At 56.8% G+C, this 24,654-nt stretch carries 24 protein-coding genes, 1 tRNA gene and 1 other RNA gene; 10 read left to right on the forward strand and 16 right to left on the reverse strand.

All coding sequences use genetic code 11. The features are described 5' to 3' along the window. Positions 1-308 precede the first annotated feature (308 nt). The 9 genes from WG891_RS25525 to WG891_RS25565 all read right to left on the reverse strand — a co-directional run bounded on the left by WG891_RS25525 (position 309) and on the right by WG891_RS25565 (position 9,011). Positions 309-1,427, reverse strand: coding sequence for an aminotransferase class V-fold PLP-dependent enzyme (locus tag WG891_RS25525; RefSeq protein WP_337264950.1), 1,119 nt, complete (start codon positions 1,425-1,427; stop codon positions 309-311). A gap of 22 nt (positions 1,428-1,449) precedes the next feature. After that, positions 1,450-2,799, reverse strand: coding sequence for a YhfT family protein (locus WG891_RS25530; protein ID WP_337264929.1), 1,350 nt, complete (start codon positions 2,797-2,799; stop codon positions 1,450-1,452). 10 nt (positions 2,800-2,809) lie between these two features. Next, on the reverse strand, positions 2,810-3,172 hold the full coding sequence (locus WG891_RS25535; RefSeq protein WP_337264930.1) for a DUF2620 domain-containing protein: 363 nt from the start codon (positions 3,170-3,172) through the stop codon (positions 2,810-2,812). A gap of 77 nt (positions 3,173-3,249) precedes the next feature. Further along, entirely contained in the window at positions 3,250-4,152 is a 903-nt protein-coding gene (locus tag WG891_RS25540) for a phosphotriesterase-related protein (RefSeq protein WP_337264931.1), read from the reverse strand. Continuing rightward, a complete protein-coding gene (locus WG891_RS25545; protein ID WP_337264932.1) occupies positions 4,149-5,375 on the reverse strand; it encodes a phosphopentomutase in 1,227 nt (408 codons plus the stop codon). Before WG891_RS25545 ends, WG891_RS25540 begins: the two co-directional genes overlap by 4 nt. Then, positions 5,368-6,543 (reverse strand): YhfX family PLP-dependent enzyme, encoded by a 1,176-nt coding sequence (locus WG891_RS25550; protein ID WP_337264933.1) that lies wholly within the window; start codon positions 6,541-6,543, stop codon positions 5,368-5,370. The genes WG891_RS25545 and WG891_RS25550 overlap by 8 nt, the downstream gene beginning before the upstream one ends. Positions 6,544-6,623: 80 nt before the next feature. Beyond that, positions 6,624-6,983 carry a PRD domain-containing protein gene (locus WG891_RS25555; protein WP_076940327.1) on the reverse strand — a complete coding sequence of 120 codons (360 nt, stop codon included), beginning with the start codon at positions 6,981-6,983 and terminating at the stop codon, positions 6,624-6,626. A 9-nt stretch (positions 6,984-6,992) separates the two neighbouring features. Beyond that, on the reverse strand, positions 6,993-7,898 hold the full coding sequence (yhfZ, locus tag WG891_RS25560; RefSeq protein ID WP_337264934.1) for a GntR family transcriptional regulator YhfZ: 906 nt from the start codon (positions 7,896-7,898) through the stop codon (positions 6,993-6,995). 102 nt (positions 7,899-8,000) lie between these two features. Beyond that, positions 8,001-9,011, reverse strand: coding sequence for a GntR family transcriptional regulator (locus tag WG891_RS25565; protein WP_337264935.1), 1,011 nt, complete (start codon positions 9,009-9,011; stop codon positions 8,001-8,003). 359 nt (positions 9,012-9,370) lie between these two features. Between WG891_RS25565 and WG891_RS25570 the strand changes: the two genes are divergently transcribed. From WG891_RS25570 to WG891_RS25605, 8 genes are all read left to right on the forward strand, one after another. Next, positions 9,371-10,759, forward strand: coding sequence for an amidase (locus tag WG891_RS25570; RefSeq protein WP_337264936.1), 1,389 nt, complete (start codon positions 9,371-9,373; stop codon positions 10,757-10,759). A gap of 97 nt (positions 10,760-10,856) precedes the next feature. After that, positions 10,857-11,738: a polysaccharide deacetylase family protein gene (locus WG891_RS25575; RefSeq protein ID WP_337264937.1), complete on the forward strand. Its 882-nt coding sequence runs from the start codon at positions 10,857-10,859 to the stop codon at positions 11,736-11,738. Positions 11,739-11,884: 146 nt separating this feature from the next. Next, positions 11,885-13,225 carry an MFS transporter gene (locus WG891_RS25580; RefSeq protein ID WP_337264938.1) on the forward strand — a complete coding sequence of 447 codons (1,341 nt, stop codon included), beginning with the start codon at positions 11,885-11,887 and terminating at the stop codon, positions 13,223-13,225. Between the two features lie 50 nt (positions 13,226-13,275). Then, positions 13,276-14,052: an SDR family NAD(P)-dependent oxidoreductase gene (locus WG891_RS25585; RefSeq protein ID WP_337264939.1), complete on the forward strand. Its 777-nt coding sequence runs from the start codon at positions 13,276-13,278 to the stop codon at positions 14,050-14,052. Positions 14,053-14,071: 19 nt separating this feature from the next. Continuing rightward, complete coding sequence (locus WG891_RS25590; RefSeq protein ID WP_337264940.1) at positions 14,072-14,818, forward strand: SDR family NAD(P)-dependent oxidoreductase; 747 nt, start codon at positions 14,072-14,074, stop codon at positions 14,816-14,818. 17 nt (positions 14,819-14,835) lie between these two features. Continuing rightward, positions 14,836-15,144: a hypothetical protein gene (locus WG891_RS25595; protein WP_337264941.1), complete on the forward strand. Its 309-nt coding sequence runs from the start codon at positions 14,836-14,838 to the stop codon at positions 15,142-15,144. Continuing rightward, positions 15,141-16,184, forward strand: coding sequence for a CobW family GTP-binding protein (locus WG891_RS25600; protein WP_337264942.1), 1,044 nt, complete (start codon positions 15,141-15,143; stop codon positions 16,182-16,184). The genes WG891_RS25595 and WG891_RS25600 overlap by 4 nt, the downstream gene beginning before the upstream one ends. Next, positions 16,181-17,374 carry an ABC transporter substrate-binding protein gene (locus tag WG891_RS25605; protein ID WP_337264943.1) on the forward strand — a complete coding sequence of 398 codons (1,194 nt, stop codon included), beginning with the start codon at positions 16,181-16,183 and terminating at the stop codon, positions 17,372-17,374. Before WG891_RS25600 ends, WG891_RS25605 begins: the two co-directional genes overlap by 4 nt. A gap of 6 nt (positions 17,375-17,380) precedes the next feature. Here the strand turns inward: WG891_RS25605 and WG891_RS25610 are convergent, their stop codons facing one another. Genes WG891_RS25610 through nrfA form a run of 7 tightly spaced genes read right to left on the reverse strand, consistent with a single transcriptional unit; the run spans position 17,381 to position 23,692 of the window. Next, positions 17,381-17,947 (reverse strand): TPR domain-containing protein, encoded by a 567-nt coding sequence (locus WG891_RS25610; protein ID WP_337264944.1) that lies wholly within the window; start codon positions 17,945-17,947, stop codon positions 17,381-17,383. Further along, on the reverse strand, positions 17,944-18,330 hold the full coding sequence (locus tag WG891_RS25615) for a cytochrome c-type biogenesis protein CcmH (RefSeq protein WP_337264945.1): 387 nt from the start codon (positions 18,328-18,330) through the stop codon (positions 17,944-17,946). The genes WG891_RS25610 and WG891_RS25615 overlap by 4 nt, the downstream gene beginning before the upstream one ends. After that, positions 18,318-20,003 carry a heme lyase NrfEFG subunit NrfE gene (gene nrfE, locus WG891_RS25620; RefSeq protein WP_337264946.1) on the reverse strand — a complete coding sequence of 562 codons (1,686 nt, stop codon included), beginning with the start codon at positions 20,001-20,003 and terminating at the stop codon, positions 18,318-18,320. The genes WG891_RS25615 and nrfE overlap by 13 nt, the downstream gene beginning before the upstream one ends. 31 nt (positions 20,004-20,034) lie before the next feature. Next, positions 20,035-20,982: a cytochrome c nitrite reductase subunit NrfD gene (gene nrfD / locus WG891_RS25625; RefSeq protein ID WP_156293604.1), complete on the reverse strand. Its 948-nt coding sequence runs from the start codon at positions 20,980-20,982 to the stop codon at positions 20,035-20,037. Further along, a complete protein-coding gene (gene nrfC, locus WG891_RS25630; RefSeq protein ID WP_337264947.1) occupies positions 20,979-21,650 on the reverse strand; it encodes a cytochrome c nitrite reductase Fe-S protein in 672 nt (223 codons plus the stop codon). The genes nrfD and nrfC overlap by 4 nt, the downstream gene beginning before the upstream one ends. Continuing rightward, positions 21,647-22,216, reverse strand: coding sequence for a cytochrome c nitrite reductase pentaheme subunit (gene nrfB, locus WG891_RS25635; protein ID WP_337264948.1), 570 nt, complete (start codon positions 22,214-22,216; stop codon positions 21,647-21,649). The genes nrfC and nrfB overlap by 4 nt, the downstream gene beginning before the upstream one ends. Positions 22,217-22,258: 42 nt before the next feature. Then, positions 22,259-23,692, reverse strand: a complete 1,434-nt coding sequence (gene nrfA / locus WG891_RS25640; RefSeq protein ID WP_337264949.1) for an ammonia-forming nitrite reductase cytochrome c552 subunit — start codon at positions 23,690-23,692, stop codon at positions 22,259-22,261. 444 nt (positions 23,693-24,136) lie between these two features. Between nrfA and WG891_RS25645 the strand changes: the two genes are divergently transcribed. Both WG891_RS25645 and WG891_RS27165 read left to right on the forward strand, forming a co-directional pair. Next, positions 24,137-24,226, forward strand: a tRNA-Ser gene (locus WG891_RS25645). A gap of 44 nt (positions 24,227-24,270) precedes the next feature. Beyond that, positions 24,271-24,393, forward strand: a non-coding RNA gene (locus tag WG891_RS27165) — RtT sRNA. The last annotated feature ends 261 nt before the right edge of the window (positions 24,394-24,654 follow it).

Consider the following 24,654-nt stretch of genomic DNA (forward strand, 5'->3'; position numbering starts at 1 on the left):
CGGTCAGAAAGCTCAACTGACGGTATTATGGAAAAATATCGCGATCGCGACCTGCGGTCGCTAGAAAAGAAGAACCCCACCTGAAAAAGTGGGGTTAGTCAGCAGTCTGAGCCTGAATTCACGTTCAGGCTTTTTTGCTTTTAGATTCCCCGCACAGGGAGAGGTGAGAACCCTCGACAGGGTTCGACAAAATGGCCTGCCATTTTGGACGGCCGCAGGCCGCCCGAAGGGTGAGCGTAGCGAATCAAGCCCGACATCACCGCCATATTCAAAGAGAAAGCCTGAATTCACGTTCAGGCTTTTTGCTTTTAGATTGCCAACTCTGGCGGTTCATCACCTGCGTTGGCCGCCAAGCAGCTTTCACGCAGTATGCGGATAATAGTGTCCGCACCGCTGCGATTAGGGTTTATCCTGATCATACGCTGTTCCAGGCTGGGGTCCGCCTGGCGGAAGGTGCCGGAAACGCGGTAAAACAGCGGAGGGATCTCATACTTGGATTCAGCGCCAACAGGGTAAGGCAGCGCCCCTAATGCCTGCGCCTGCTCCAACACCGCCGCAGCGATCGGTTGATGAAACTCCACCAGCAGCACTTTAGATTGCGCATTCGCCAGCAGCGCCTGTTTTATCTGTGGTATTTCGCCTTGATTCAGGCGGCGCACCAACTCCTCGTTCACCCGCGCCTGAACCGCATGCATCACCGGCGCAAACGTCAGCCCGCGCAATACCTCCATCGCCTGAAAGCCCTGGATCTGGCTACCGCCAGAATACATATTGTGGCGAATAGCGGTAATGGCCTGCTGCTTGCCCACCACCACCCCAACCCCCTCTGGGCCAAACAGCTTAAAGCTGGAGAAGGTTGATAAGGTTGCCCCCTGCTCACAGCCAATCTTCGCCACTTTCATCACCGCATAGTTATCATCCACTAACGACGGGATCGCCAGTTGCTTCAGTTGGTGGATAACCGCCCCCAGGTCATAGCTATCCTCAATTTTCTGCCGGGTATGTTGCACCAACGCTGCCGCAGGGCGGTGCTCACTCACTGCCTGAGCAATCTGTTCCGGCTGATTAAAATCTGCGCGGATCAGGCGTAACCCCATGTGTTCCGCAATCACCTTGCTGGTGGGATAGATTGGCGCATCGTGGATCAACAGGCTATCGCCGCATTTAAGCAATGCCGCCAGCCCGCAGCGGATCGCCCCCGTTCCCGCACCACTCACCAGCACCGCCGCTTCGGCAGAAAAAAACTGGGCGATAACCGCCTCAACCTGCCGGGTCATTCGGGGCTGATTAAGCCCCGGCGCAAGCCCCAAATCCCCCTGGGTCAAAAACTCTGCCCCAGGGAAATAACGGCAGATAGTATCCACCAGCCGAAACTGAGCCTGCTGCGCCTGCTCCATACTCATGCTGATAAGTGGAAAAGTCCTGATCATGATTCACCCCACACGGCTGTCAGCCGATGCCGACAATCTGAATAATGTTGGCCAATATCCCAACAGCAATGGTGGCGATCGGGCCGATGGCCATCTCAACCAGTGGCCGCTTCGATGTGCGGTTAAGCAAGTACAGCCCCGCCACCACCATAAAGCCCATGCCCGGCAGGATGGCGTTCGAGGCGATCATGCCCCCGACCAGTAACGACACCTCCAGCATCCGGGTGATCGCGGTACGAATATGGTCGCCACAGGCTTTGATGCCAGGATATTTATCCAAGCCGATAGCGATTTTGGTCAATAATTGGATCTCCATCAGCATGATGATGCAACCTGCGATAAAAGCGATCCACGGGTTATTGGTCGCCAAACCGGCAACGAAGACAAACTTCATGCCATCGGGGCTGTAGACACCCGTTGCGATCGCCGTCATCCCCACTAATGGCACAAAGCTGATGGCGCGCGCCAGCGCTACCAGCATGGCGCTGGTTTGTTCACCATGTGCCATCAACTGCAGTGAAACTGGGCCTTCTGCCAACAGGCTAAAAGACATGGTTGCCGCCACCGCCGTCAGCCCGCCGCTCAGCACCAGCAGCCATTTATTCTTCTGGATACGTTCAATACGGCTGGAAAACAGCCCCACCAGCATTGCATTCGCCCCTGCCTGCTGGCCGTTGGTTGGCTCTGGCGGGCGCTCTTTCATGGCAAAGTAGAACATGGCGACCATGGAAAGCAGCAGCGCACTGCCGTTAGGATCAAGCTTGACGGGGGTAGCAAGCAAACCACCAAAGCTGAGGTTACCGATAGCCTGCGTGGCGAGATACCCCACCAACGTTGCAACCAACACCCAGATCCCCTTGCGGTAACCATATTGATAACCCACCACAATCGCCGGGAACAGAGCAAAGCAAGCCACAATAGGATCGCCCACTTTCCCCAGATTGCTCATAAAGTTCACTGGCATATGGCTGAACAGCTCGACCACCGAGCGTAGCCCGGTCAGCAGAGCAATAGCGTACAGTGCGCCGACCACGCCAGACAGCACCAGCCCCTTGCGGCTGTCGGCACACCAGACGCCGATCACGTCGGTACCGAGCAATAGGCTGTGTACTAAAATAATCGGTGCGGTGAGGGAAAATGGCAGCCCGAAGCCGATAATCAGCCCGAAACTCAACGCAAAGCTGGTGGCACCGAGCGCCTTGCGGCTCATGCGCCCTTCCAGATACTCGGGAATCAGCGGGCGGAGCCCATCATGAAATACCGCAATCCCTCGGTTGGCCATCATGGCGGAAATCGCCCCGATCAGCGCCAGTAACCCCGCTTTGGTGGGGTCGATTTCAAGCAATCGCATTAAGAATGAGTGTTCCATGGCAACAGCCTCACAGAGAGAACAGCGTGTTAACGATTACCGGTACCACCGCATCAATGTCCTGCCCGGTAAAGCCGAAGGCGATCTTGCCCGCTTTGATGCAGGCGGCGATCTCGTCGTCGGACAGGATCTTGCCAGGCATCCCCACGGTGGCACATTTATCCATGCCGATAATGGCGATCGCCATGGCAAGCGCGCCGCCGCCGCCGGTATTGCAGGCGCCAAGATAGATATCCGCCTGGCCGCCTTTGATGCTCATCGCGGCTTCGATATCATTCATAATGCTGATAGACGTTGCTTTCTCACCGGCCAGGCGGCGCACGGCGTCGGCAATTTTTTCTTTTTCGATCTGGCCACCAATGACAAATTTCATCTTTTTTTCCTTTTTATTCAGTTAACTAGCAGTATCCGAAACATGTCCGTTACGGCTTGCATAACGCAGGGTAGGTATCAGTTAAAAAATCGAGCTGGGTTATCGCGCAGCATCAGATCCACATCACGTTGAGACAAACCAGCCTCAAGCAACATCGGCACGAAGGTGTTCAGCAGATAGGCAAAACCGATCCCGCCGTTGGCTTTTAAATGGGAGCGCCGGGTAATATCCATTGAGAGCATCACCTGCCCAAGCTGCTTGCGATCCGCAATCGCTCGCAACATCGCGACCCGTTTGCTGTCGGGGTAATAGTTGTTTTTGCCGATGGTATCGAACTGCACCCAAGCGCCCTGATCCAAGATCGGCAAAATGGTGTCAAGGTTATCGGTCAGATCGCAGTGCCCGATGACAATATGCTCCGCAGCCACGTCAAAACTTTGCAACAGCCGTAGCTGCTCGTAGCCCATGGTGCTGAGGGTGGTATGGGTCGAGATCGGCCTGCCGGTTTGCTGATGGGCCAAAGCCGCAGCGGCAAACACCCGCCGTTCGTCATCAGTAATTTTCCCCCGGCTGGAGCCAATCTCGGCAATCACCCCCGCTTTCATCGCCGTGCCATCAATGCCTTGCTCGATCTCGCTGCACATTTCCGCCGCGATTTGGGCTACGCTGAGTTGGGCAAGGTGGGCGGGATAAAACGCCTGCTGGTAATAACCGGTGGAGGCGATGATGTTCATCCCGCTATCGCGCATCAGCGCCTGCAGGAAATCGGCCTTGCGCCCCATATAGCGGTTGGTCATCTCCACGATGTTGCGCACCCCAAGCGCGAACAGCTCACGCATTTCCTGGCAGATCAGATCATATTGATCCAACCTGCAGTCGATATCGTTTTTCCCACCAGAGAGATCAACATGCAGATGCTCATGTACATAGGTGTAACCGGAGCCATCGATCCAGCTCGTAAGCGGCTTGGTGCTTGTCATATCGTGCTCCTGTGCGACCTGAGTTGTGGCAAAAATGAACGGCCATTCTGCGGTGCAGGGGCGTGAAAGAAATCACATACGGTGGCACCGATATCCGACAGCGTGCTGCGTAACCCCAAATCCCCTGCAGGCGCACCTTGGCAATACACCAGTAACGGCACTTTTTCCCGCGTGTGTTTACTGTGGCCAATCGTCGGGTCATTGCCGTGATCGGCGGTGACGATCAGGCAATCCTCCGCGGCCAAATGCGCCAATATCTGCTCCAGGTTGCGATCCACCAGTTGCAGGCGATCGAGGTAACGCGCCGTATTCTGGGCGTGGCCAGCCAGGTCGGTTTCCTGAATATTGCTGCAGATGAAACTCGCTCCCGGCTTTTGCAATTCGCTTAGGGTGATATCCAGAATCGTCTGGCTATCCACCAAATCCTGATAGCTGCTGCCATACGGGTTTTCCACGATGTCGGCGACTTTGCCGATCAGAACCGTGCTGATGCCCACCTGATGCAACTGCTGTGGCACCTGTACGGCGGCGTTAACGCCGTACCCCATGTGCTGCACCTGAAAGCCGTTTTCATAGGCTCCAGACGCAGGAGCGTTAATGCCGATGTACTTATCCAGCCTGGTCTCTGCCGCCCGGTGAATACGCTGGCTATCGCCAATCAGCCCGCCAAAGGCAATCACTCGCGCCACCTTGACCTGCTCGCGCACAACGCGGCCAATCTTCTTGACTTCGCTGAAGGGGATCAGCGTCAGATTGGCGGTAACATTAAATACCAGCCCCAGATCCGCCTCGATGTTGTCCCCCACCGCGACCGCATCATTTACCCACAGGTATTGCAGCCCCTCCCCCATGCGTTTCACTCGGTAACCCGCCTGTTGCAGAGCCGCTTCCACCGGGCCGATCACCGCTGAAAAAGGAATGCACACCGGGGTTTGTGGTTGGGTGCCCATGATTTCCTGATGCCCCATAAAGGTATCGCCCCCTTCATGTTGCAGGTTGACAGTACCGAACACCGCGCTGGCGCAAGGCTGCATGATATTGGCTTGAAAACCCAAAGCATTAATCAGCCCAAGCCGTTCCAGCGTCGGTAAACGTACTTCAGGGTAAGCCTGCAAAATATGGCCACAGGTATTAGCTCCCAGGTCCTGAGGCCGTTTCTGTGCAACGTCATCCATCGCCCCCACGCCGAAGCTGTCGATCACCAGTACCAGAAACTTAGCCATTGCAGCCCCCTTTTTTCACACGGCCCTGGCTGTCGTAAATCCCTTCCAGCTTCGGCCGATCCGTGGCAATGCCAGATACCAGCGCCACATCGCTGCGGGTGACAAAAATCTGGCTGCGGAAGCACATCAGGACCGGGCAGCCGATGGGGTATATCCCTTGCAGAGCAATGTGATAATCGATGCTGGATTCATGCTGCGGCAGAACGCTGGCGGTCAGCAGTGGCCCTTCTTGCTCTGCACCGACCAAAGCCTGCAGAACATTGCCGCGGCGATAATATCCGCCGCCGTAGCAATAGCTGTTACCGGCGAAATGGTGGGAAACCTCGGTGAGATACAGCATGGCAATCTGCTCGGGCTGATCGCCTTTGATATTGGCCGGTATGGTACCGGTCAGAGCGTGCCCCGGCTCAGTATGGGTAGCACCGAGCTGTGCCAACAGCGGTAACGTGGTGCAACTGGCCGCGGAAGGGGCATTGATCTGCCGGATGTCACAGCCACACTGCCGTAGCCATTGGCTGGCCTGCAGCAGCGTCTGTAAATTATGCGTGGGTAAGGTTTGCTGCTGCTGTGGATCCCACAATAAGCATGGGAAATGGGTCAGCCCTTGTAATAACAGCCCCGGCATGGCGGCGATTTTTGCCGCAACCTCTGGCAGTTGCTCCAGCACAAAACCGGCCTCTTGACCAGGATAGAGCAGATCGCCTGGCGCAAACACTTTCAGCATCACCGGCTGCACATAGCCCAAGCGCTGCGCATGTTCGGCAATCTTCGCGGCTTTCTCTAGAGAGAAAACGGTGATGACCTCTGGCCGCTGTGCCACTATTTGCGGGATCAGTTTATCGGGGATCTGGACAAGGTGCCCAACGTGGCACAGCGGGAGCCCGGCGGCGGCCAGGTTCTGAGCTTCACGAAAATCCACCGCCACCACGCCACGGTAACCCAGGGCAACCAAGCGCTCGGCTAGCCAAGGGTTGCGGCCAATCTGCTTGGTCATCAGGTAGAGTTCGATACCGCATGCCTGAGCCACCTGCAATAACTGACGGGCATTGGAAATAACCCGATCAACATCAATAACATAGGTATCAGGCAAGATAAGCCCTTGCGCCCATAACTCCCTGGCTACATCCACCATCTTGGGGTTTTGCTTTTGCAGTGCGTTAATAAACATATCTTCTCTTCTGCAGCCCTGGCGATAATTATCGCCTTATATCTTCAGTAATATGAATATTTAGCCCATGAAATAACCCATCAGTGCGGGTTCTGGGCTTGCAGCAAACTGTAAAGATTAGCCAGCAGGTAGCCCTCTTCATTGGGATGGGCTTGATGGCCCGATACCTGCAACAGATCCCGGTGAATAAGCAGCAGTTGCGGGTAAATTTCTGCCTCGCACATCTCACGTTGCAGCTCTTCATCCAAGGCCTGAATCACAATATGTTGCTTTGAACGCATCAGGGCACTGGCCATGTGGGTCAAGGCCATAACGCCTTGCTCATTGCGCACCGGAATAGACCAGCGGTTGTCCAGCGCATCCAGCACCCTCAGCATGCCATCACGCACTTCACTATCAATCACGCCGCCCTGACAAAGCAGGTGTAATCTTTGCTCCATATTCATCCCTCAATAAACAGGCCTTATCTCACCCGCAACCACGCGTTGCTGGTGGAACAACAGGCTCTGACGATCCACCATGGTGTGTAACAACTGCTGTGTTTGCACATCATGGTGACGGGTCAGGATCACCGCCTCCGATGCGCTGGTAAAACAATCATCGCCACTGAGGGGGGCTGTCATCAGCCCCAGACGGGCCAGTTCCTCATCGTCGCTCACGTTCCAGATAGCGGCATCAATATCACCGCAGATAATCTGTTTCAGGCATTCGTGGTAAGAGATCTCAACCAGGGTGATAGCCTGCCCGGCGAAAAATGCGGCGGTCATAATTTTCTGATCCGCAGAGGCACTGTCTATCCCTACCTTACGTATGCTCTCCCGTTCCCCCAGGCGATAAATCAACCGGTGCTGCTCCGTGTAGCTGTGCTCGCCAAGCGACAGCGCGATCTGCACCTGATGCTGCTGCACGTAGCTTTCGGCCGCCAATCTTGAGGTTACCGCCAGATCGTAAAGACCGTTCAGCAGGCACTCAATACGGATGTCCGATCCCCGCATATGGGCAAAATAAAAGGGAATATCCGCAAACTGGGCTTTTAATCCACTGGCCAGCCCTTCATAAATCCGGGTATAGGGCAGCGGCATCGCGCAAACAACATTGCCGATATTGGCGTGCTTGAGCAGCGCTTTATGGTCGGCGGCAATAATAAAACTGCCATTACGCCCACGGCGCTCAACACCAATCGCCCCATCTTGCTCAAGGCTTTTTAACGCCCCTTGCATCAGGCCCACAGATAAACCGCTTTCTTTCGCCAGGGCATCGATGGTTTTCAGCCTGCCGCCAATCTGCTCTGTTAACAGATAGCGCGCCAGAAACGATTGGGCAATGCCCTCTTTCTTGATAAATTTATGATTCATGGTGCACGTCGTTGTTGCATTGGCTTTATATTCATAAAAATGAATATAAAGATCAACGGCAGAAAAGTAAAAACCAGAGGAGGGTCACATCCAGGACGTTTGTCAGCTCAAACGCAATAAATAAGGTGGCAGTTCAGGCTCTGGCAGTACCGAAATCACCTTCAGCCGCTGCAGAGTGCGCGCTTGGGAACGGTTGAGATGATCCCGCAGGCCAAAGGCGGCGGAGTCATAGGCTCCTTGCAGCAGCATCTGCAGCACCAGGCGGTGCTCATTCAGCATCATTTCATCCACCTTAACCCCCAACATGTCGTAGAAAATCCGCGTGACGATCAGGGGCGACTGGCTTTGCCGCAGCACGGCCTGCATGGCTTTATTACCCGATGGCTCCAGGCAATGGATATGCAGATCTTCTTCAACCTGCTCCAGGGTAGCCAGTGAAAAACCGCTATTTTCCAGCTGTATCAGCCGTTCCAGGCTATCTAGCAACAGCTGGCGCGACAGATGCGGGGCGGCTTTACGCAGAGCGATCGGCTCCAGGCTGGCGCGGATTTCATAATGATCGGCAATTTCACGCGCCGTCAAAGGCCCCACCAGCCACTGAGCATAAGACTCTTTTTCCACCAGGCCGCGATCGCGCAGGCGCATCAGCGATTCGCGAATGATATTGCGGCTCACGTTGTGAAACTCTGCGGCAGCGCCTTCGTTGACCTGATAGTGGCCGAATACCATGCAGGTAGAGAGCGCCTCCTGCAGATAACCGAGTACCTTTTCACCCGCGCTGCGCGTATCCACCAGTTCTTCAAGCTGGCGCAATCCCAGAACGGAGCGATTGAGGGGCAAACGCTGCGGCTCCACGTCCTGCCCTTCGGCGGCAACGATGAAACCACGGCCTTCAAACCGTGCAATCACCCCTTTCTCATGCAACAGCCCCAGCGCCCGACGAACCGGCACCCGGCTGGTACCAAAAACCTCTGCCAGTGGCCCTTCCAGCAACACCAATCCTTTAGGGACTGCACCAGACTGGATGGCATCATCCAATACCTGTCTGATCATTTCATAACGCGCACCAACGCGCATTTCGCCGCTGTTTCTCTCTGCGCTCGTTTTTTCCATCTGCATGTAGCTCTGCAATCGTTCTCAACTGAATGACGACCATTATGACACATTGCAACCACCAAACTGATGCTGCGACCGCTCACACCAGCCCCCAGCGGGCCATTCTGTAGCGCAATCTGTCATTTCCATGCTAACCAATGAATAATTTTAGGTAAAATTCATTTTTTGATGTCATTACTTCGCCATATCTTGTATGCAAGTCACAAAATTTTGATTTAACAGTGCCATTATTTAACATTTAATACTCATATCGCTCACATAATAGCACAAAAATCAACCAATCATGCTGACAAGTCGGCATCTCCATTGCTAACTTAAAATGTATATTTTAATAAAAAATACATTTTAGAGGCGCTATGGATAACAGCCTGTTGCAATCTTCTGGTGACCACAATGGCAACATTCGCGATGCCCGTCATTTTGCTGAATGCTTCCGCCAGGGAACCTTGACCCCAAGCGAACTGACCGAGCAAGCCTTAACGCTGGCTGAGTCAATGCATGACGTTTTTATCAGCCTGACTCCCGAGCGAGCGAGCCGTGAAGCGGCTGAGGCAACACGGCGCTGGCAACGCGGCAGCCCCTTGAGCGCTCTGGATGGCATTCCTATCGCCTGGAAAGATCTGTTTGATCTGGCCGGTTCACTCACCACTGCAGGTTCCGCGACGCGCCGCAACTCCCCTTTGGCGACGAAAGATGCCGCCCTCGTAACCCAGCTACAGGCCGCAGGTTTGGTCTGCCTGGGGAAAACCAACCTCAGTGAGTTTGCCTATTCAGGGCTGGGGCTTAACCCGCATTTCGGTACTCCGGTAATTGCCGATCGCCACGGCGTCGCGCACGCGCCGGGCGGTTCCTCCAGCGGATCGGCCTGCGCCGTTGCGCGCGGCGTCGTCCCTATCGCTCTAGGCACCGATACCGCAGGTTCCATCCGCATTCCTGCCGCGTTCAGCGGCGTGATCGGCTATCGCAGCAGCCGTCAGCGCTACAGCCGTCGCGGCGTATTCCCGCTGGCACACAGCCTGGACACGCTCGGCCCCCTGTGCCGCAGCGTGCGCGACGTCGTCACCCTGGATCAACTGCTGACCGGCGCTTGCTCAACGCCAAGCACCGCATCACTGCGCGGCCAGGTGCTACGGGTTGATGAGGAGATCCTCCATGACGTTCGCGTGGACCCCAGCGTACGGCAAAATCTGCTGACGATGCTGAGCAGGTTCATGGCGGCGGGCGTGCTGATCGATTGGCGCCCGGTGCCCGCATTGCACCATAGCCTGCAGTGGATAGCCGAGGAAGGCTGGCCGGGTGCCGTTGAAGCTTTGACCGTGCACCGCGCTTTGCTTGCCAGCCCGCTGGCGGCACAAATGGACGCCCGCGTCCGTACCCGCCTGATGGCGGCCAAGGCGTTATCAGCCGATCTCTTGCCGCGCTTTTTACAACAGCGTGCAGGCTGGCAGCAGCAAATGCGCACCGAGCTGAACGGTGCACTGCTGGTTACGCCAACCGTCGCGCACGTTGCCCCTGCGCTGACACCGCTGGAAAACGATGACGAACTGTTCGCTCAAACCAATCTGGCGACCTTACGCCTGACCATGCCGGGCAGCCTGCTGGATATGCCCGGCATCACCCTCCCTACCGGCCAAGATGCCAACGGATTAGCCACCAGCCTGCTGCTGTCGTTACCCAACGGCGACGATCAACGCCTGCTGAACCTGGCGCTTGGCCTGGAACAACACCTAGCCCAACAAGATTAAGGTGGCACCCATTGATTGATCGCCACCTGACTACCCCCGGCAGGCCATCAGGCCGCCGGTATACCTGCGATAACTCGCAAACCTAGGAGCAATGATCATGGCGAAAGAAATACTCTGTGCGTTTGGTGTTGATGTGGATGCCGTTGCCGGCTGGTTAGGATCTTACGGCGGTGAAGATTCACCCGATGACATTTCACGCGGTCTGTTTGCCGGTGAGGTCGGTGCGCCACGGCTGCTGAAGCTGTTTGCCGATCATAATCTGCGTACCACCTGGTTTATTCCGGGCCACTCGATCGAAACCTTCCCCGAGCAGATGAAGGCAGTGGCCGCTGCCGGGCACGAAATTGGCGTGCATGGTTACAGCCACGAAAACCCGATCGCCATGACGCCCGCGCAGGAAGAAGCCATTCTGGACCGCTGCATCGATTTAGTAACGGAGTTAGCGGGTAAGCGCCCTACCGGCTATGTCGCCCCGTGGTGGGAATTCAGCAACGTTACCAACGAACTGCTGTTGAAAAAAGGCATCAAGTACGACCACAGCCTGATGCACAACGATTTCCATCCTTACTATGTGCGCGTTGGCGACAGTTGGACGCGCATTGACTACAGCAAGCATCCTGACAGTTGGATGAAACCGCTGCAACGAGGGGCAGAAACCGATCTGGTGGAGATCCCGGCCAACTGGTACCTGGACGATCTGCCACCGATGATGTTCATCAAGAAATCCCCCAACAGCCACGGCTTTGTTAATCCACGTCATTTAGAGGAGATGTGGCGCGATCAGTTCGACTGGGTGTACCGCGAGAACGACTACGCAGTATTTACCATGACCATCCATCCCGACGTGTCTGGCCGCCCACAGGTGTTACTGATGCTGGAACGCTTAATCAAACACATCCAAAGCCATCAGGGCGTGCGCTTCGTGACCTTTGATGAAATTGCTGACGACTACCTGCGCCGCGTGCCGCGCAAAGTCTGATCCTGTCGCTAATGCCTGTCAGTCAGTTCCCTCTCCCTCGGGGAGAGGGGCTACAACGCCAGCAATTACGGCATAACAATGCGGTTTTACGCTTATCTGATCGGCATTAAATCCTGGTTCCCCCTACTGCATGAGTGACAGCAAATATGAGCATCTATAAAAAAACGACGGTCGATGGCTGGCAGCCACAGCAGTTGACCCTGAAAGATGTCAAATTCGCCACCTGGATCGCGTTCTTCGCCTGGGTATTCGCCGTCTACGACTTTATTCTGTTTGGCACGCTGCTGCCGGAGATCGGTAACCATTTCAACTGGAGTGAAGTGGAACAGGCCAAGCTGGCAACCTGGGTGGCGGTTGGCGGTGCCGTTGTGGCTCTTGGCGTCGGCCCATTGGTGGACCGGCTGGGCCGGCGGCTTGGCATCATCGTCACCGTCACCGGTGCGGCGATCTGTTCGCTGTTAACCGCCGTAGGGGGAGCCTGGGGCAAAGGGGCCTTGATCGGCATCCGCTCAGTTGCCGGGCTAGGCTATGCCGAGCAAACGGTGAACGCGACTTACCTCACCGAGCTGTATGCCGCCGTCAACGATCCCAAACTGAACCGGCGCAAAGGATTTATCTACAGCCTGGTGCAAGGCGGCTGGCCGGTAGGAGCCTTGGTTGCCTCGGCGCTGACCGCGCTGCTGATGCCGCTGATTGGCTGGCAGGGCAGCTTTATCTTTGCCGCCATTCCGTCGTTTCTCATCGCCCTGCTGGCGCTGAAGCTGAAAGAAACCCCGCAGTTTCAAATCCACCAGCATATTCACCGGTTGCGGCACGCCAATCAGGCCGATAAAGCCCGGCAGGTGGCGGAAGATTATCATATCGATTACCACGATCATCAGAGTGCCGGCCTGGCGGCAACGTTCCGTGGCACGTCGTTACGCGCCACCCTGGTGCTGGGCTGTGCGGTGCTGATCAACTGGTTTGCCATTCAGATTTTCAGCGTACTCGGCACCACGGTGATCACCAAAGTGCACAACGTCTCTTTTGCCAACTCGCTGCTGATTCTGGTGCTGTCCAACCTGGTTGGCTACTGCGGCTATCTGGTGCACGGCTGGCTGGGCGATCGCTTCGGCAGGCGTAACACCATTGCCGTCGGCTGGATACTGGGCGGCCTGGCCTTTGCCGCCATGCTGTTCTGCCCGAGCAATTTCGCCATCATCGTTATCTTGTACAGCGTTGGCCTGTTCTTCCTGATCGGGCCGTATGCCGCCGCGCTGTTTTTCATCAGTGAAAGCTTCCCGACCGCCATCCGTGCCACCGCCGGTGCCTTGATTGGAGCCATGGGGCCGGTTGGTGCCATTATTGCTGGCATTGGCAGCACCACCATTCTCAGCAACGGCGGCAACTGGCAAAGTGCCGCGCTGTTCTTCGGCGCACTTCCCTGTTTTGCCTCGGGCATCATTATGCTGTTTGCCCGCCATGTGGCCCCCCACAGCGTGAAATAGTTTAAACAGGGGGAACTGACTCCCCCTACTTACTGATAAAGGAGTCCATCATGACCGAACAGACAGCTTCACGCCCGGTGGCACTGATCAGCGGTGCGGCCAGCGGCATCGGCCTGGCCTTAGCGCTGGAGTTCGCCCGCTGTGGCGTGCGCGTCGCCGCAGGCTATTTCCCCCAGGATCCGCATGACTATCGGCAAGCCGCCGCCCAGGTAGAAGCCATTGGGGGAGAAGCGCTGTGGTTAACGCTGGATGTCACCTCAACCCCGTCGGTGAATGCGTTCGCCCAGCGCGCGGCAGAACACTTTGGCCGTATTGATTACGCCGTAGCCAACGCCGGTTTACTGCGCCGCGCCCCGATCGGCGAGATGAGCGACGCGCAATGGAATGAAATGCTCAACGTCGATTTAAGCGGCGTCATGCGGCTGTTCCGTGCCGCGTCTCATCAGATGCAGGGGGCTGGCAGCATGGTGGCCATCTCCTCGATCGCCGGCGGTGTCTATGGCTGGCAGGATCATGCCCACTATGCCGCTGCCAAAGCCGGGGTGCCCGGTATCTGTCGCTCGATGGCGGTTGAGCTGGCCCCCCGTGGCATTCGCTGTAACGCCGTGATCCCTGGCCTGATCGAAACCCCGCAATCGCTGGACAAGCAAAACTCGCTGGGGCCAGAAGGGCTGGCAAAAGCGGCGCGCAGCATTCCGTTAGGGCGCGTCGGGCGCCCTGAAGAAGTGGCCAGGCTGATCCGTTTTCTGTGCAGCGATGACGCCTCTTACATTACCGGCCAGAGCCTGATTATTGACGGTGGCTTGACCATCCGTTGGCCAGACTAACCAACACCTGGGAGCCAAAATGTTACTACAACACCGTCGCACGCTGATCACCGGCGCGGCCAGCGGCATTGGGGCCGCCATTGCCCGTCTGTTTGCTGCTGAAGGCAGTGCCTTAATGCTGAGCGACCATAACGCACCCGGGCTGGAAGCCATGGTTGCGCACTGCCGTGCGCTGGGTGCAACCTGCCATGGGGTGGTCGCTGACGTCGGCGATCCTGCCGGTGCCCAGCATGGTGTGGATGAATGTCTGCATCTGTTGGGCGGCATCGATATTCTGGTGAACAATGCCGGTATGCTGACACAGGCGCGCTGCACCGAACTGACGCTGGAGATGTGGGACGAGATGATGGCGGTTGATCTGCGTAGCGTCTTTCTCGCGTCCCAACGCGCCCTGCCTTATATGCTGCAACAACGCTGGGGGCGCATCATTAATATCGCTTCACAGCTCGGAATCAAGGGCGGTGCGGAGCTTTGCCACTATGCGGCGGCCAAAGCTGGCGTGATCGGCTTTACCAAATCACTGGCGCTGGAAGTGGCCAGCCGGAACGTGCTGGTGAACGCCATTGCCCCTGGGCCGATAGAAACGCCGCTGGTGGCCGGGATCAGCCGTGCCTGGAAGGAAGCCAAAGCCGCAGAGCTGCCGCTTGGCCGTTTCGGCACGGCCAATGAGATCGCCCCCACCGCGCTACTGCTGGCGAGCGATCCGGGCGGCAATCTGTACGTGGGCCAGACGCTGGGCCCGAACTCCGGTGATGTTATGCCCTGACTTAAGGAACACGGACGATGTGCGGACTTTGTGGATTATTAAATGATGCACCGCAGTGGAGCGATCCGCTACAGCAGCCATCGCTGCCGGTACGCCAGCTTCGGCTGCAACAGTTGGCGGTGCTGAACCGTGCCTTGGCACCCTTCAGGTTAAAACTGAGTGATATACACGGCAGCGCATGGCTGCTGGCCAGCCCCACCGGGCAGCAACAGGTGATCACCCGCCTGGAACAACTGTGGGTTGAGGCAGAACGCCTGCTGAAACACCCGGTCGATCCTCTTGATCCGGCCTATCTTGCCGCACTGCAACTGGCGGAGGCGCCATGATCCAGGAAACGAAACTGCCGATGCACGTGCTGAGTGGCTTCCTCGGCAGCGGTAAAACCACGCTGCTGAAGCGTTTACTGGCCGGGCCGGATCTGCACGATGTGGCGTTGCTGGTCAATGAGTTCGGTGAAGTGGGGATCGATCACCTGCTGCTGAACGAGGTGGCTCCCGATATTGTCCTGCTACCGGGCGGCTGCCTGTGCTGCGCCATTCGCGGTGAACTGAAGCAGGCTCTACTGGATTTATATGAGCGCCGCCAACGCGGCCAGCTTCCCCCGTTCAGCAAAGTTATCCTTGAAACCACCGGGCTGGCAGACCCGGCGCCGATCCTGGCGACCTTGCTGCACGATCGGCAGCTTCAGCACCATTTCTCACAGGGCATGCTGGTGACGCTGGTCGATAGCGAGCATGGCTGGCAGCAGGCAGAGCAGCAGCCGGAGTGGCTGGCGCAGGTCACCGCCGCCGATTGGTTGCTGTTGAGTAAAACCGATCGCGTGCCACCGGCAGCACTGCCCGCGCTGCGCGCCTACCTGCAGCAGTTGAATCCGCTGACGCAAATCGCCAGCAGCCATGAATTGGCCGATGGCGATCTCAGCCTGTTTACCACCCCGTTTAATCCGCAGGCTCCGCAACGCTTCCGGCGCTGGCTGGGGGAAATCACGCCGCCGTTGCAGCAGGCCAGCGCCTACCATGCCGAGCACCCTGTCACCACCACCTGTGTTATCACCTTTGACCAGCAGATTAACTGGTCGGCCTTTGCCGTTTGGCTGTCAATGCTGTTACATTGCCACGGCCAATCTATACTGCGCCTGAAAGGGCTGCTCAACGTGGCCGAAAGCCCCACCCCGGTGGTGATCCACGGCGTGCAGCATAGCCTGCACCCACCGATTCACCTGTCGGCTTGGCCAAAAACGCAGCAACAATCACAATTAGTGTTTATCATGCGCGGTATTACCGCTTCATGCCTGCAGAATGCCTTTAGCCATTTTCTGCAGCCTTACACGACAGGAACCGTCTCTGCCGGAGCAAGAACGCCATGAAATCAACCGCTAGCGCTGTAACACCCACTACTTTGCGGGTATTAGGTACCTCTGTCACGCTGCTGGAGATCCTGCGCCAGCGCGCAGAGCAAGACCTTGGCCTCCATATCGAATACCAGATCTGCGATGTACAGGATGCACAGCGCATTGCCGTGATGCACCCTGAACGTTACGATCTTTACGACCAGTGGTTTCACAATGTGGATTTTGTCTGGCCAGCCCGGGCGATTCAGCCATTGGATATCAACCGGCTGGACTATTGGCATGAAATTAACGATCTGCCCAAGTTTGGCACGCTGTTTCCCGGTGGAAGGCTGGGTGGTGGCAGTGTTCCGGTACAGCGCCTGTATGTGCAGCACGATCACAGCCTGGGCAGCCAGCCAACCGACCGTATCAGCATGTTGCCGTTGACGCATAACGCCGATAGCTTTGCCTACCATAGCGTGCGCTTACCGCAGGAGCTGCACGAGCAGGAGGAGAGCTGGGGTTGGCTGCTGCACCCCGGTTTTAGCGGGCAAGTGGCGTTGCAGAACGATGCAGCCATGGGGGGATTGGATGCGGCTCTGGCGGCTCAGGGGGCGGGGCTGATGCGCTTTGCCAACGTTGGTAACCTGAACCTGGAAGAGATCGATAACCTGACCAACGCGCTCTCGGCGCTGCAACGTCAAGGGCACTTTGCCGCATTCTGGGCCAGCCAGGATGAAGCTTATCGTTTGATCGACGATCCACGCGTCAGCATTCAGAGCCTGTGGGCACCTACCTATTTCCGCCATCACTACCAGCAGAAGGGCTACACGCTGGCGACGCCGCGTGAGGGCTACCGCGCCTGGTATGGCGGGCTGTCTTTATCACGCTGCGCCAGCGGCAAAACGCTCGATGCTGCCTATGCCTACCTTAACTGGTGGCTATCCGGCTGGCCGGGCGCCATGATGGCGAAGCAGGGGTACTATATTTCCAACCCGCAGCGCAGCCGCCCTCACCTGTCGGTTGCCGAATGGGACTATTGGTACGCCGGCAAAGCCGCCAGCGAAGATCTGCCGGATGCCTATGGCAATCTGCTCATTCCGCAAGGTGAAATCCGCGATGGTGGCAGCTACGAGCAGCGGATGAGCCATATCGCGGTCTGGAACTCGGTGATGGATGAACATAATTATCTGGTGCGCCGCTGGCATGATTTTCTGCATGCCTGATGTGGCTTATGGCTGCCGCATCAGCATCTTAGCCATATTAATGGCTGCGATAAGCTGCTGGCGATCCACGCGCGGGGAATTGCTGTCTAACAGGCGTTGCCACAAGCCACTCGCCCGTGCGTAGTCCGCCTGCATAAAGGCATCCGCAGCCAGCAGCATCAGGGCCGATACTTCCTCTTGATCCATCTGCAAGGCTTGTTCGATATAGCCTGCCGCCTGCGGCGTCAGTTGCTGCCCGGCCTGATAATAGAGCACCGTCGCCAGCGCGGAATAGAGTTCTGCGTTACCGCCGCGCAGCGCCAACGCCTGCTGATAGGCGGCGATCGCAGCGTCAAAGTTATCCCTGTAGAGATAGTATTCTCCCAACTCAGCCCACAACACGCTGTCCTGCGGAGTCTGGCTGAGCTTTTGCTGCAGCCGCATCAACCGGCTATCGGCCTGCTGTGACGGGGTCAGTTTCTGCACCTGCTGCTGAGCCAGCAGGCTGGCGGGCCGGCCGCTGGCCAGATACAGGCCCGCCGCGATCGTCAACACCAAGCCGATCAACAACAGATGAAAACGGCGCGGCGTCACAGTTTGCTCCTGCCACGCCACAGCACGATACCGATCAGCGCCAACAGCAGCGGCGGCAGCCCCCAAAGCACCAAAGTTGAAGCCTCTAACGCGGGTTGATAGCGCACAAAATTGCCGTAACGCGCGGTCATAAAACTCATGATCTCACTTTCCGTTTTGCCCTGCTCCGTCATGGCAAAAACCTCGTGGCGCATAGCCACTGCCGCTGGCGCATTCGACTCCAGCAGGTTCTGGTTCTGGCACTGCGGGCAACGTATTTTGGCCGCCACCGCCAGGGCCTGTTCTTGCACCACCGGCGAGGAAAACGCCCAGGTATCGACCACCTGCGCCCGCAGCGGCCATGCCAGCCCACACCACAACAGCAAAATGGCTAGTCTGCGCATGGCGTCCTCCTTGGCCAACGAGCGGCCAGCACGCCCATGATCATCAGGGCACCACCCCACCAGATCCAACGGATACCGGTCTGCACATAAAACCGCATGGCGTAACGATCCTCACCGCTTTTCTCGCCCATTACCACGTACCAGTCATGCAGCACGCTCCAGTCGATGCCCGGTTCAAACATCTGCTGGCGACGCGCGGTATAAAAACGCCGCTCCGGCCTAAGCTGCGTCAGCGCTTTCCCCTGCTGTGAAACGTCGATCACCGCCTGTTCGGTGGTGAAGTTGCCCTGCGCCTGTAGCTCGATCGCGCGGAGCGTGAACTCATAGCCGGCCAGCGTCACGCTTTCCCCAACGGCCACGTTCAGGCTGACCTCATGCCGTTGCAACGACGAACACAGAATGCCCAAGGCGGCCAGCAGCACGCCGGAATGCGCAATCCACTGCGCAAGCTGGCGGCGAAAACCACCAACGCACATCAGGATCAACGCCAACAGCCCAAAAGGCAGCAGAACCAGATTGAAGTAAGGCGCACCGACAGAGATTTGCCCCCAGCCCATCAGCCGGTACAGCATCGGGTAGAGCGTGCCGATCAACACGATCAGCGCCGCCGAACTGAACAGCAGCAGTGTCACTACTAACACAGGCGGCGCAGGCGGCACCGGCTGTTCAACCCGGTTGGCACGCAGGGCGTAGACCAGAAACGAGGCGCCGCTCAGGAAAGCAAACAGCACAAATAGCGGTAATGCCCGCTGTTCATCCAGTGCGAAGGCATGTACCGAAAGCAGCACGCCAGAGCGCACGATCAAGGTTCCCAACAGGCTGAGCACGAACGTCCCAAACGTTAGCAGCAGCGTCCAGTGCCGCAACCCGCCGGTGCGCTGGCTAGCGGCCAAGCTGTGTAGCAATGCCGTTGCGGTCAGCCAGGGCAGCAAAGAGGCATTTTCGACCGGATCCCAAAACCACCAGCCGCCCCAGCCCAATTCACTGTAGGCCCACCAGGACCCCAGAATGATCCCAGCGGTGAGGAAACACCATGCTGGGGCAGCCCAATGCTGGCATTGCCCGGCAGTTTGGGGAGTGAACTCCCCGTTCAGCAAGGCGGCCAACATCACCGCACTGCAGACGGCAAACCCGGCATAGCCGAGATACAGCAGAGGGGGATGCAGAATCAGCCCGATATGTTGCAGCATCGGGTTCAGATCTCGCCCTTCAACCGCCGGGGGAAAAACGCGAACAAAGGGATCGGAGAAGCACAGAATGAAGATCAGAAAGCAACCGGCGATCAGCAACAGGATCGCCAGCGTGACGGACGCCGTTGCCTCTTCCGGCTCACTGCGCCAGGCGAAAACGGCAGCCCAGCCGCTCAGGCACAGCAACCAAAGCAGCAATGAACCTTCGTGGCCGCCCCACAACGCCGCGGCCTTAAGTAAGCCCGAGAGTTGACTGTGCCCGTGCTGGGCAACATACAGCACAGAAAAATCATCGCGCAAAAACAGCAACAGCAGGATAGCGAACGCCAGCGCGATCAAGGCAAATATTGCCAAACTCCAAGCACGGATTGGCAACAGCGCTACCCGGTGGCGCGCGAACAGCGCCACGCCAGAGATCAGCCATGACGCCGTACACGCCAGCAACAGTGCACCAAACCCCAATTCGGGTAACCACAACAGCACGTTTACCGCCTTATTTCGCTGCCAACATCATTCAGGCCACCGTCATTTGCCCGGCATACAGGATGAAATAGCGCAACAGCAACACTCCACACAGACTGCTACCGCTGATCAGCAGGATCTGCCCCTGCGCCTTGCCCCAGCCCAATGCCTTCAGCAACAGCGGCAGGCACAGCCCAACGCCCACCACGCCCAGCCAGAACCACCAGGCCCAGAACCCACCACCCAGCGCCGCCGACAGCGCGCGCAGCTTGCCATCATCCCCCAGCCACAGGCCGATAAAAAAGGCGGCTAACAGGAAGATCTCCAGCCAGACCACCGGGGTTTCGACACGGTGCAGAAAGTGCATTTCCTTGCTGTGCAAATCGCCCTTGGGGCCGAACACAAAGGCTAACAGCGCCACGGCGATCCCAGATGATACTCCCGAAAACAGAAACAGCGCGGGCAACAGCGGGTTATTGAGCATCGGGTAGGATTTCAACGCGGACAGCAGGAACCCGGTATAGGCTCCCAGCAGCACGGCCAAAACCATCATCAGGGTTTCAATCGGGCGCAGAAACGGCAGGAAGCGCGCCAACAGGTTGGGGATCAGCGTCAACTTTGGCAGCCAGCGCTGCTGTAGCGCAGCCACTTCGTCACGGAAGATCAGCGCCAGCCAGACCACCAGCACCAGCGTATACACCTGGAACAGCATCACCCCCATTGACATCACCGAAGTGAAGCTGTAATGGAACATCAGCTTCCAGAAGGTCCACGGGCGCGTCAGATGGAAAATCAGGATCACCAGCCCCAGGATGATCGAACTGGGCGCAATAAACAGCGTGGTGCGCATGATGCGGCTGTGTGAGGTGCCCTCCTGCGGGTGGTAACGACGCAGCAGAATGCTCAAGGTCACCAGACCGGCGGAGATGCCGATCAGAAACAGGTAAATCGCGATCGGCCAGTCCCAGACTAGAGAGTCAAAATGAAACGCAGAGGTCATTGACTTATCTCCCTATATTTAAAAGGCACGCGATACACTTTTGGCCGGGTACCCAGCGCAATTTTGTAGCGGTAAGTCGTGGTCTGCCTCAGCAGGCGCGAGATATCACTGTTGGGATCGTCGAGATTGCCAAAGGTCAGCGCCTGAGTCGGGCAGGACAGCACGCAGGCGGGCTGTTTACCCTGGCGGAGATTGGTTTTGCGGCAAAAATCGCATTTATCTGCCGTTTTGCTGATCGGGTGAATAAATCGCACCCGATACGGGCAAGCAGCAATGCAGTATTGGCAACCGACGCACAGATCGGGGTTAACGTCGACAATCCCGCTGGCGGCATCTCGGAATGAAGCCCCGGTGGGGCAGACATCCACACAGGGCGCATCGTCGCAATGCTGGCAGGAGTGGCGGAAAAACCGATACTTCACGTCTGGAAAGCTGCCGATCGGTTCGCTGCGGATAATCGTCAGGCGCGAAACGCCTGCTGGCACCTGATTCACTTCGCGGCAGGCATCCATACAGGCGGTGCAACCGATGCAACGCGACTCGTCATGCACCATGCCATATCGCACACCATTAACATTCATCGTGCGCGCCAGCACTTTCTCTACGGCGCTAGACGCCACGGCCAGCGCGCCTATACCGGTAATAAAACGGCGTCGTGAGCAGCTCATGGCTGCTCCTTACCCAGCCGCACGGCTGCTGGATTAAACGCCGGATCATCCTGTTGCTGACGGTGGCAATCCACGCAGATCTGTATCCGCCCTTTATCACTCAGCCCCTGCATTTTATCCTGCTGGGGATGAAGCTGATGGCAACTGGCGCAGGTCACTTTGGCCAGGTGGACATCGTGCGGCCAGAAGGTTTTTTGCAACGCCTCCGGCAAGTGGCAAGACATACAGACGCTATTTTGCGTTTCTACGCCATACATAGGCTCATTAAAACGCATCACATCCTTCACCCCTTCGCGATGCTGCAGCGAAGGGGTACCGTGGCAGTTGGTGCAGGTCACCGGTAGCTGATTATTCGGGTTGATCGCCCCTGCATGTTTGCCATGCATCGCATTCTGCTGCGGCTTATGGCAGCGCAAGCAGGCCTCATCGGGGTTACGTTGTAACTTCACCTCGGCGTTTTGTTGTTGCATCGCAGGGCTATCAGTTTGAGCTGATACCGGTAATACCGTCAGCCAAAGGCTGCAGGCCAGCACCCCGGTAGTTAATAACGAACGCAGTACGCTCATATTCACTCCATTTTTTTACGCCCCGCGCACGGGGCGGAGGGGTTATTGGCTGAGTCGCCCGGCTTTGCGCGCCTGCTCATCCCACTGCGGTACTACCGTCTTGAGGAATTCCTGCTTTTCCGCATTAAGCTGTGGCATATCCATGCCCAAGGCCAACTGCGCCTTTTGCTTGGTGGAAATATCCGGCAACGGGATTTCATCGCTGATACCTTTGGTCGCCAACAGGCGGGCCAGCTTGGTGCGGGCCTGAGCCGCCTGATCGAGCGCAGTGCCTAACACCCGTAGCGCAACGTCTGGTGCATGCATATGAATGCCGTGCGACGCGATGGCATAATCCCAGCGCCATTGCGCATGGCGGATATCCATCAGAATCGGTTTCATCTCAGCCTCTGTGGCACCGGCATCCCACGCGGCTTTCGCCTCAAAGTGTGCATGCACCAGTTGGTCTTCGACCTTCAGCTTGATCTCAGTGATATCTTTTTTACGCTTGGCTACCATCCCTTCCAGGCTGGCCTTATCCTGGGTGTGGCAAGTGGCACAGGTTTTTTCGAAGTTATCGAAGGGGTTACCGATTTTGTGATCGGTATAGATCTTGCCCTGAGCGTTTTGCACTTTCGGCATATGGCAGTCGATACAGGCTACGTTGTTTTGGCCATGCACACCCGCGCGCCAGGTTTCATATTCTGGGTGCTGGGCTTTGAGCAGCGGCGCTTTGGACAACGGATTGATCCAATCGGAGAAAGCGATATTGTCGTAATAGACTTCCATATCGTCGACGGTGGTCCCTTTATCCCAAGGGAATTTCACCGCTTTATCTTTACCATCAAAATAGTATTCAACGTGGCACTGCCCACACACCATGGCTTGTTGATCGAACCGCCCCGCTTTATCAAAGGGTTTACCGATCGCCTCCATCGCCCGGGCAGCATAAGGGCGGGAAAGCGTCAGCGCCGGTTTACCCTCGGCGAACTCCGCTGAAGCGGTATTATGACAATCCGCACAGCCGAGGTTATTGACAATTTCCGGGCCGCCGCGCGCCCATTTACCGTGGAAATACCCTTCTTCGCCCTGCTCGGTGATCATTCTGGCAACGTCCGGGCTTTTGCAGCTCCAACAGGCCATCGGCAGTGGCCCATCTTCAGCAGTCTTTGGTGCACCGGTGCGCAGCGTTTCACGCACGTCCGTCAGCGCATAGGCGTGGCCGCGCGGTTTCTTGTAGTCTTTCGCAAAAGGATATCCGGCCCACAGGATCACCAGGCGTGGATCTTCCGCCAGCGCATCGACCTGCTCCGACTGCTCTGAGGTTGCTTTCCATGATTGGTATTGATCGGGGTGAGGCGCAGAGAATGTTTCGTTTTTGGCTTCTATCTTCTGCGGTACGGCGGTGTTAGAGGCATCGGCTTGTAGCGAAAACGAGACAAAACCCGCACAGATCCCCGCCAGAAAAATGGCCAATATATCGCTTACCTTAGTCATAAGCATCCCATCCATTTAGCCTGCTGAATAGCAGCGGCTTATTAGTTATTAGATCCACGAAGGACATATTATCGATACTGCTCGCTGGCTATGGATAACATAGACCACACAAAAATTGTTGTCTTTAATCAAGTTAAGGAGGGCTAATTCACCACTTCGATTGATTTTTGCGAAGTGGCGCAGCGCAGCCAAACGTGCTTGCAAATCAAATACCTAATAAGAGGTATATAATAGGTAACATAAGGGGCGAGGTTTTCCTTTCCGCAGCGTTCTGAACATTGGCTCGCAGCGATTGGATTCTCGCCCGCCGTTATTTTCGCCGGAGTTTGCAGCAATGCGAACACAGCTTAACCAGCCACGCTAAAAGCACGAAAATATTCTTGACCGGATCAGCGTCACTCCCTATAGTAGCGCCCCGTTGCACTGAGTAACGCGCAACGAAACGGTGAGGTGTCTGAGTGGCTGAAGGAGCACGCCTGGAAAGTGTGTATACGCGAAAGTGTATCGAGGGTTCGAACCCCTCTCTCACCGCCAAATTCAAAGAGAAAGCCTGAGCGAAAGTTCAGGCTTTTTTGCTTTTATATTCCCCAAAGAGAGGGGCGAGAACCCTCGACAGGGTTCGACAAAATGGCCTGCCATTTTGGACGGCCGCAGGCCGCCCGAAGGGTGAGCGCAGCGAATCAAGCCCTCTCTCACCGCCAAATTTAAAGAGAAACTCTGAACGAAAGTTCTAATGTTGGTCAGTTAAGCGCAAAACTGCGCAATCATGCAGCCATTGCTAAAGGAGTCGCCCCCTCTCCCCGTGGGAGAGGGCCGGGGTGAGGGGCTTATAGCTCGGTGCTCGTCCCCTCACCCTTGTATGTTTGTAGTTGATGTAAAAAGATAGGTTGTACCGTGTTCTTACCCGGCGTGGCAGCACGTACGCCCTCTGGGACACCAAGCCCGTGGGAGAGCTTATTGCG

It is taken from the genome of Serratia sp. MMO-28 (assembly GCF_037199905.1).
GTDB lineage: Bacteria > Pseudomonadota > Gammaproteobacteria > Enterobacterales > Enterobacteriaceae > Chania > Chania oryzae.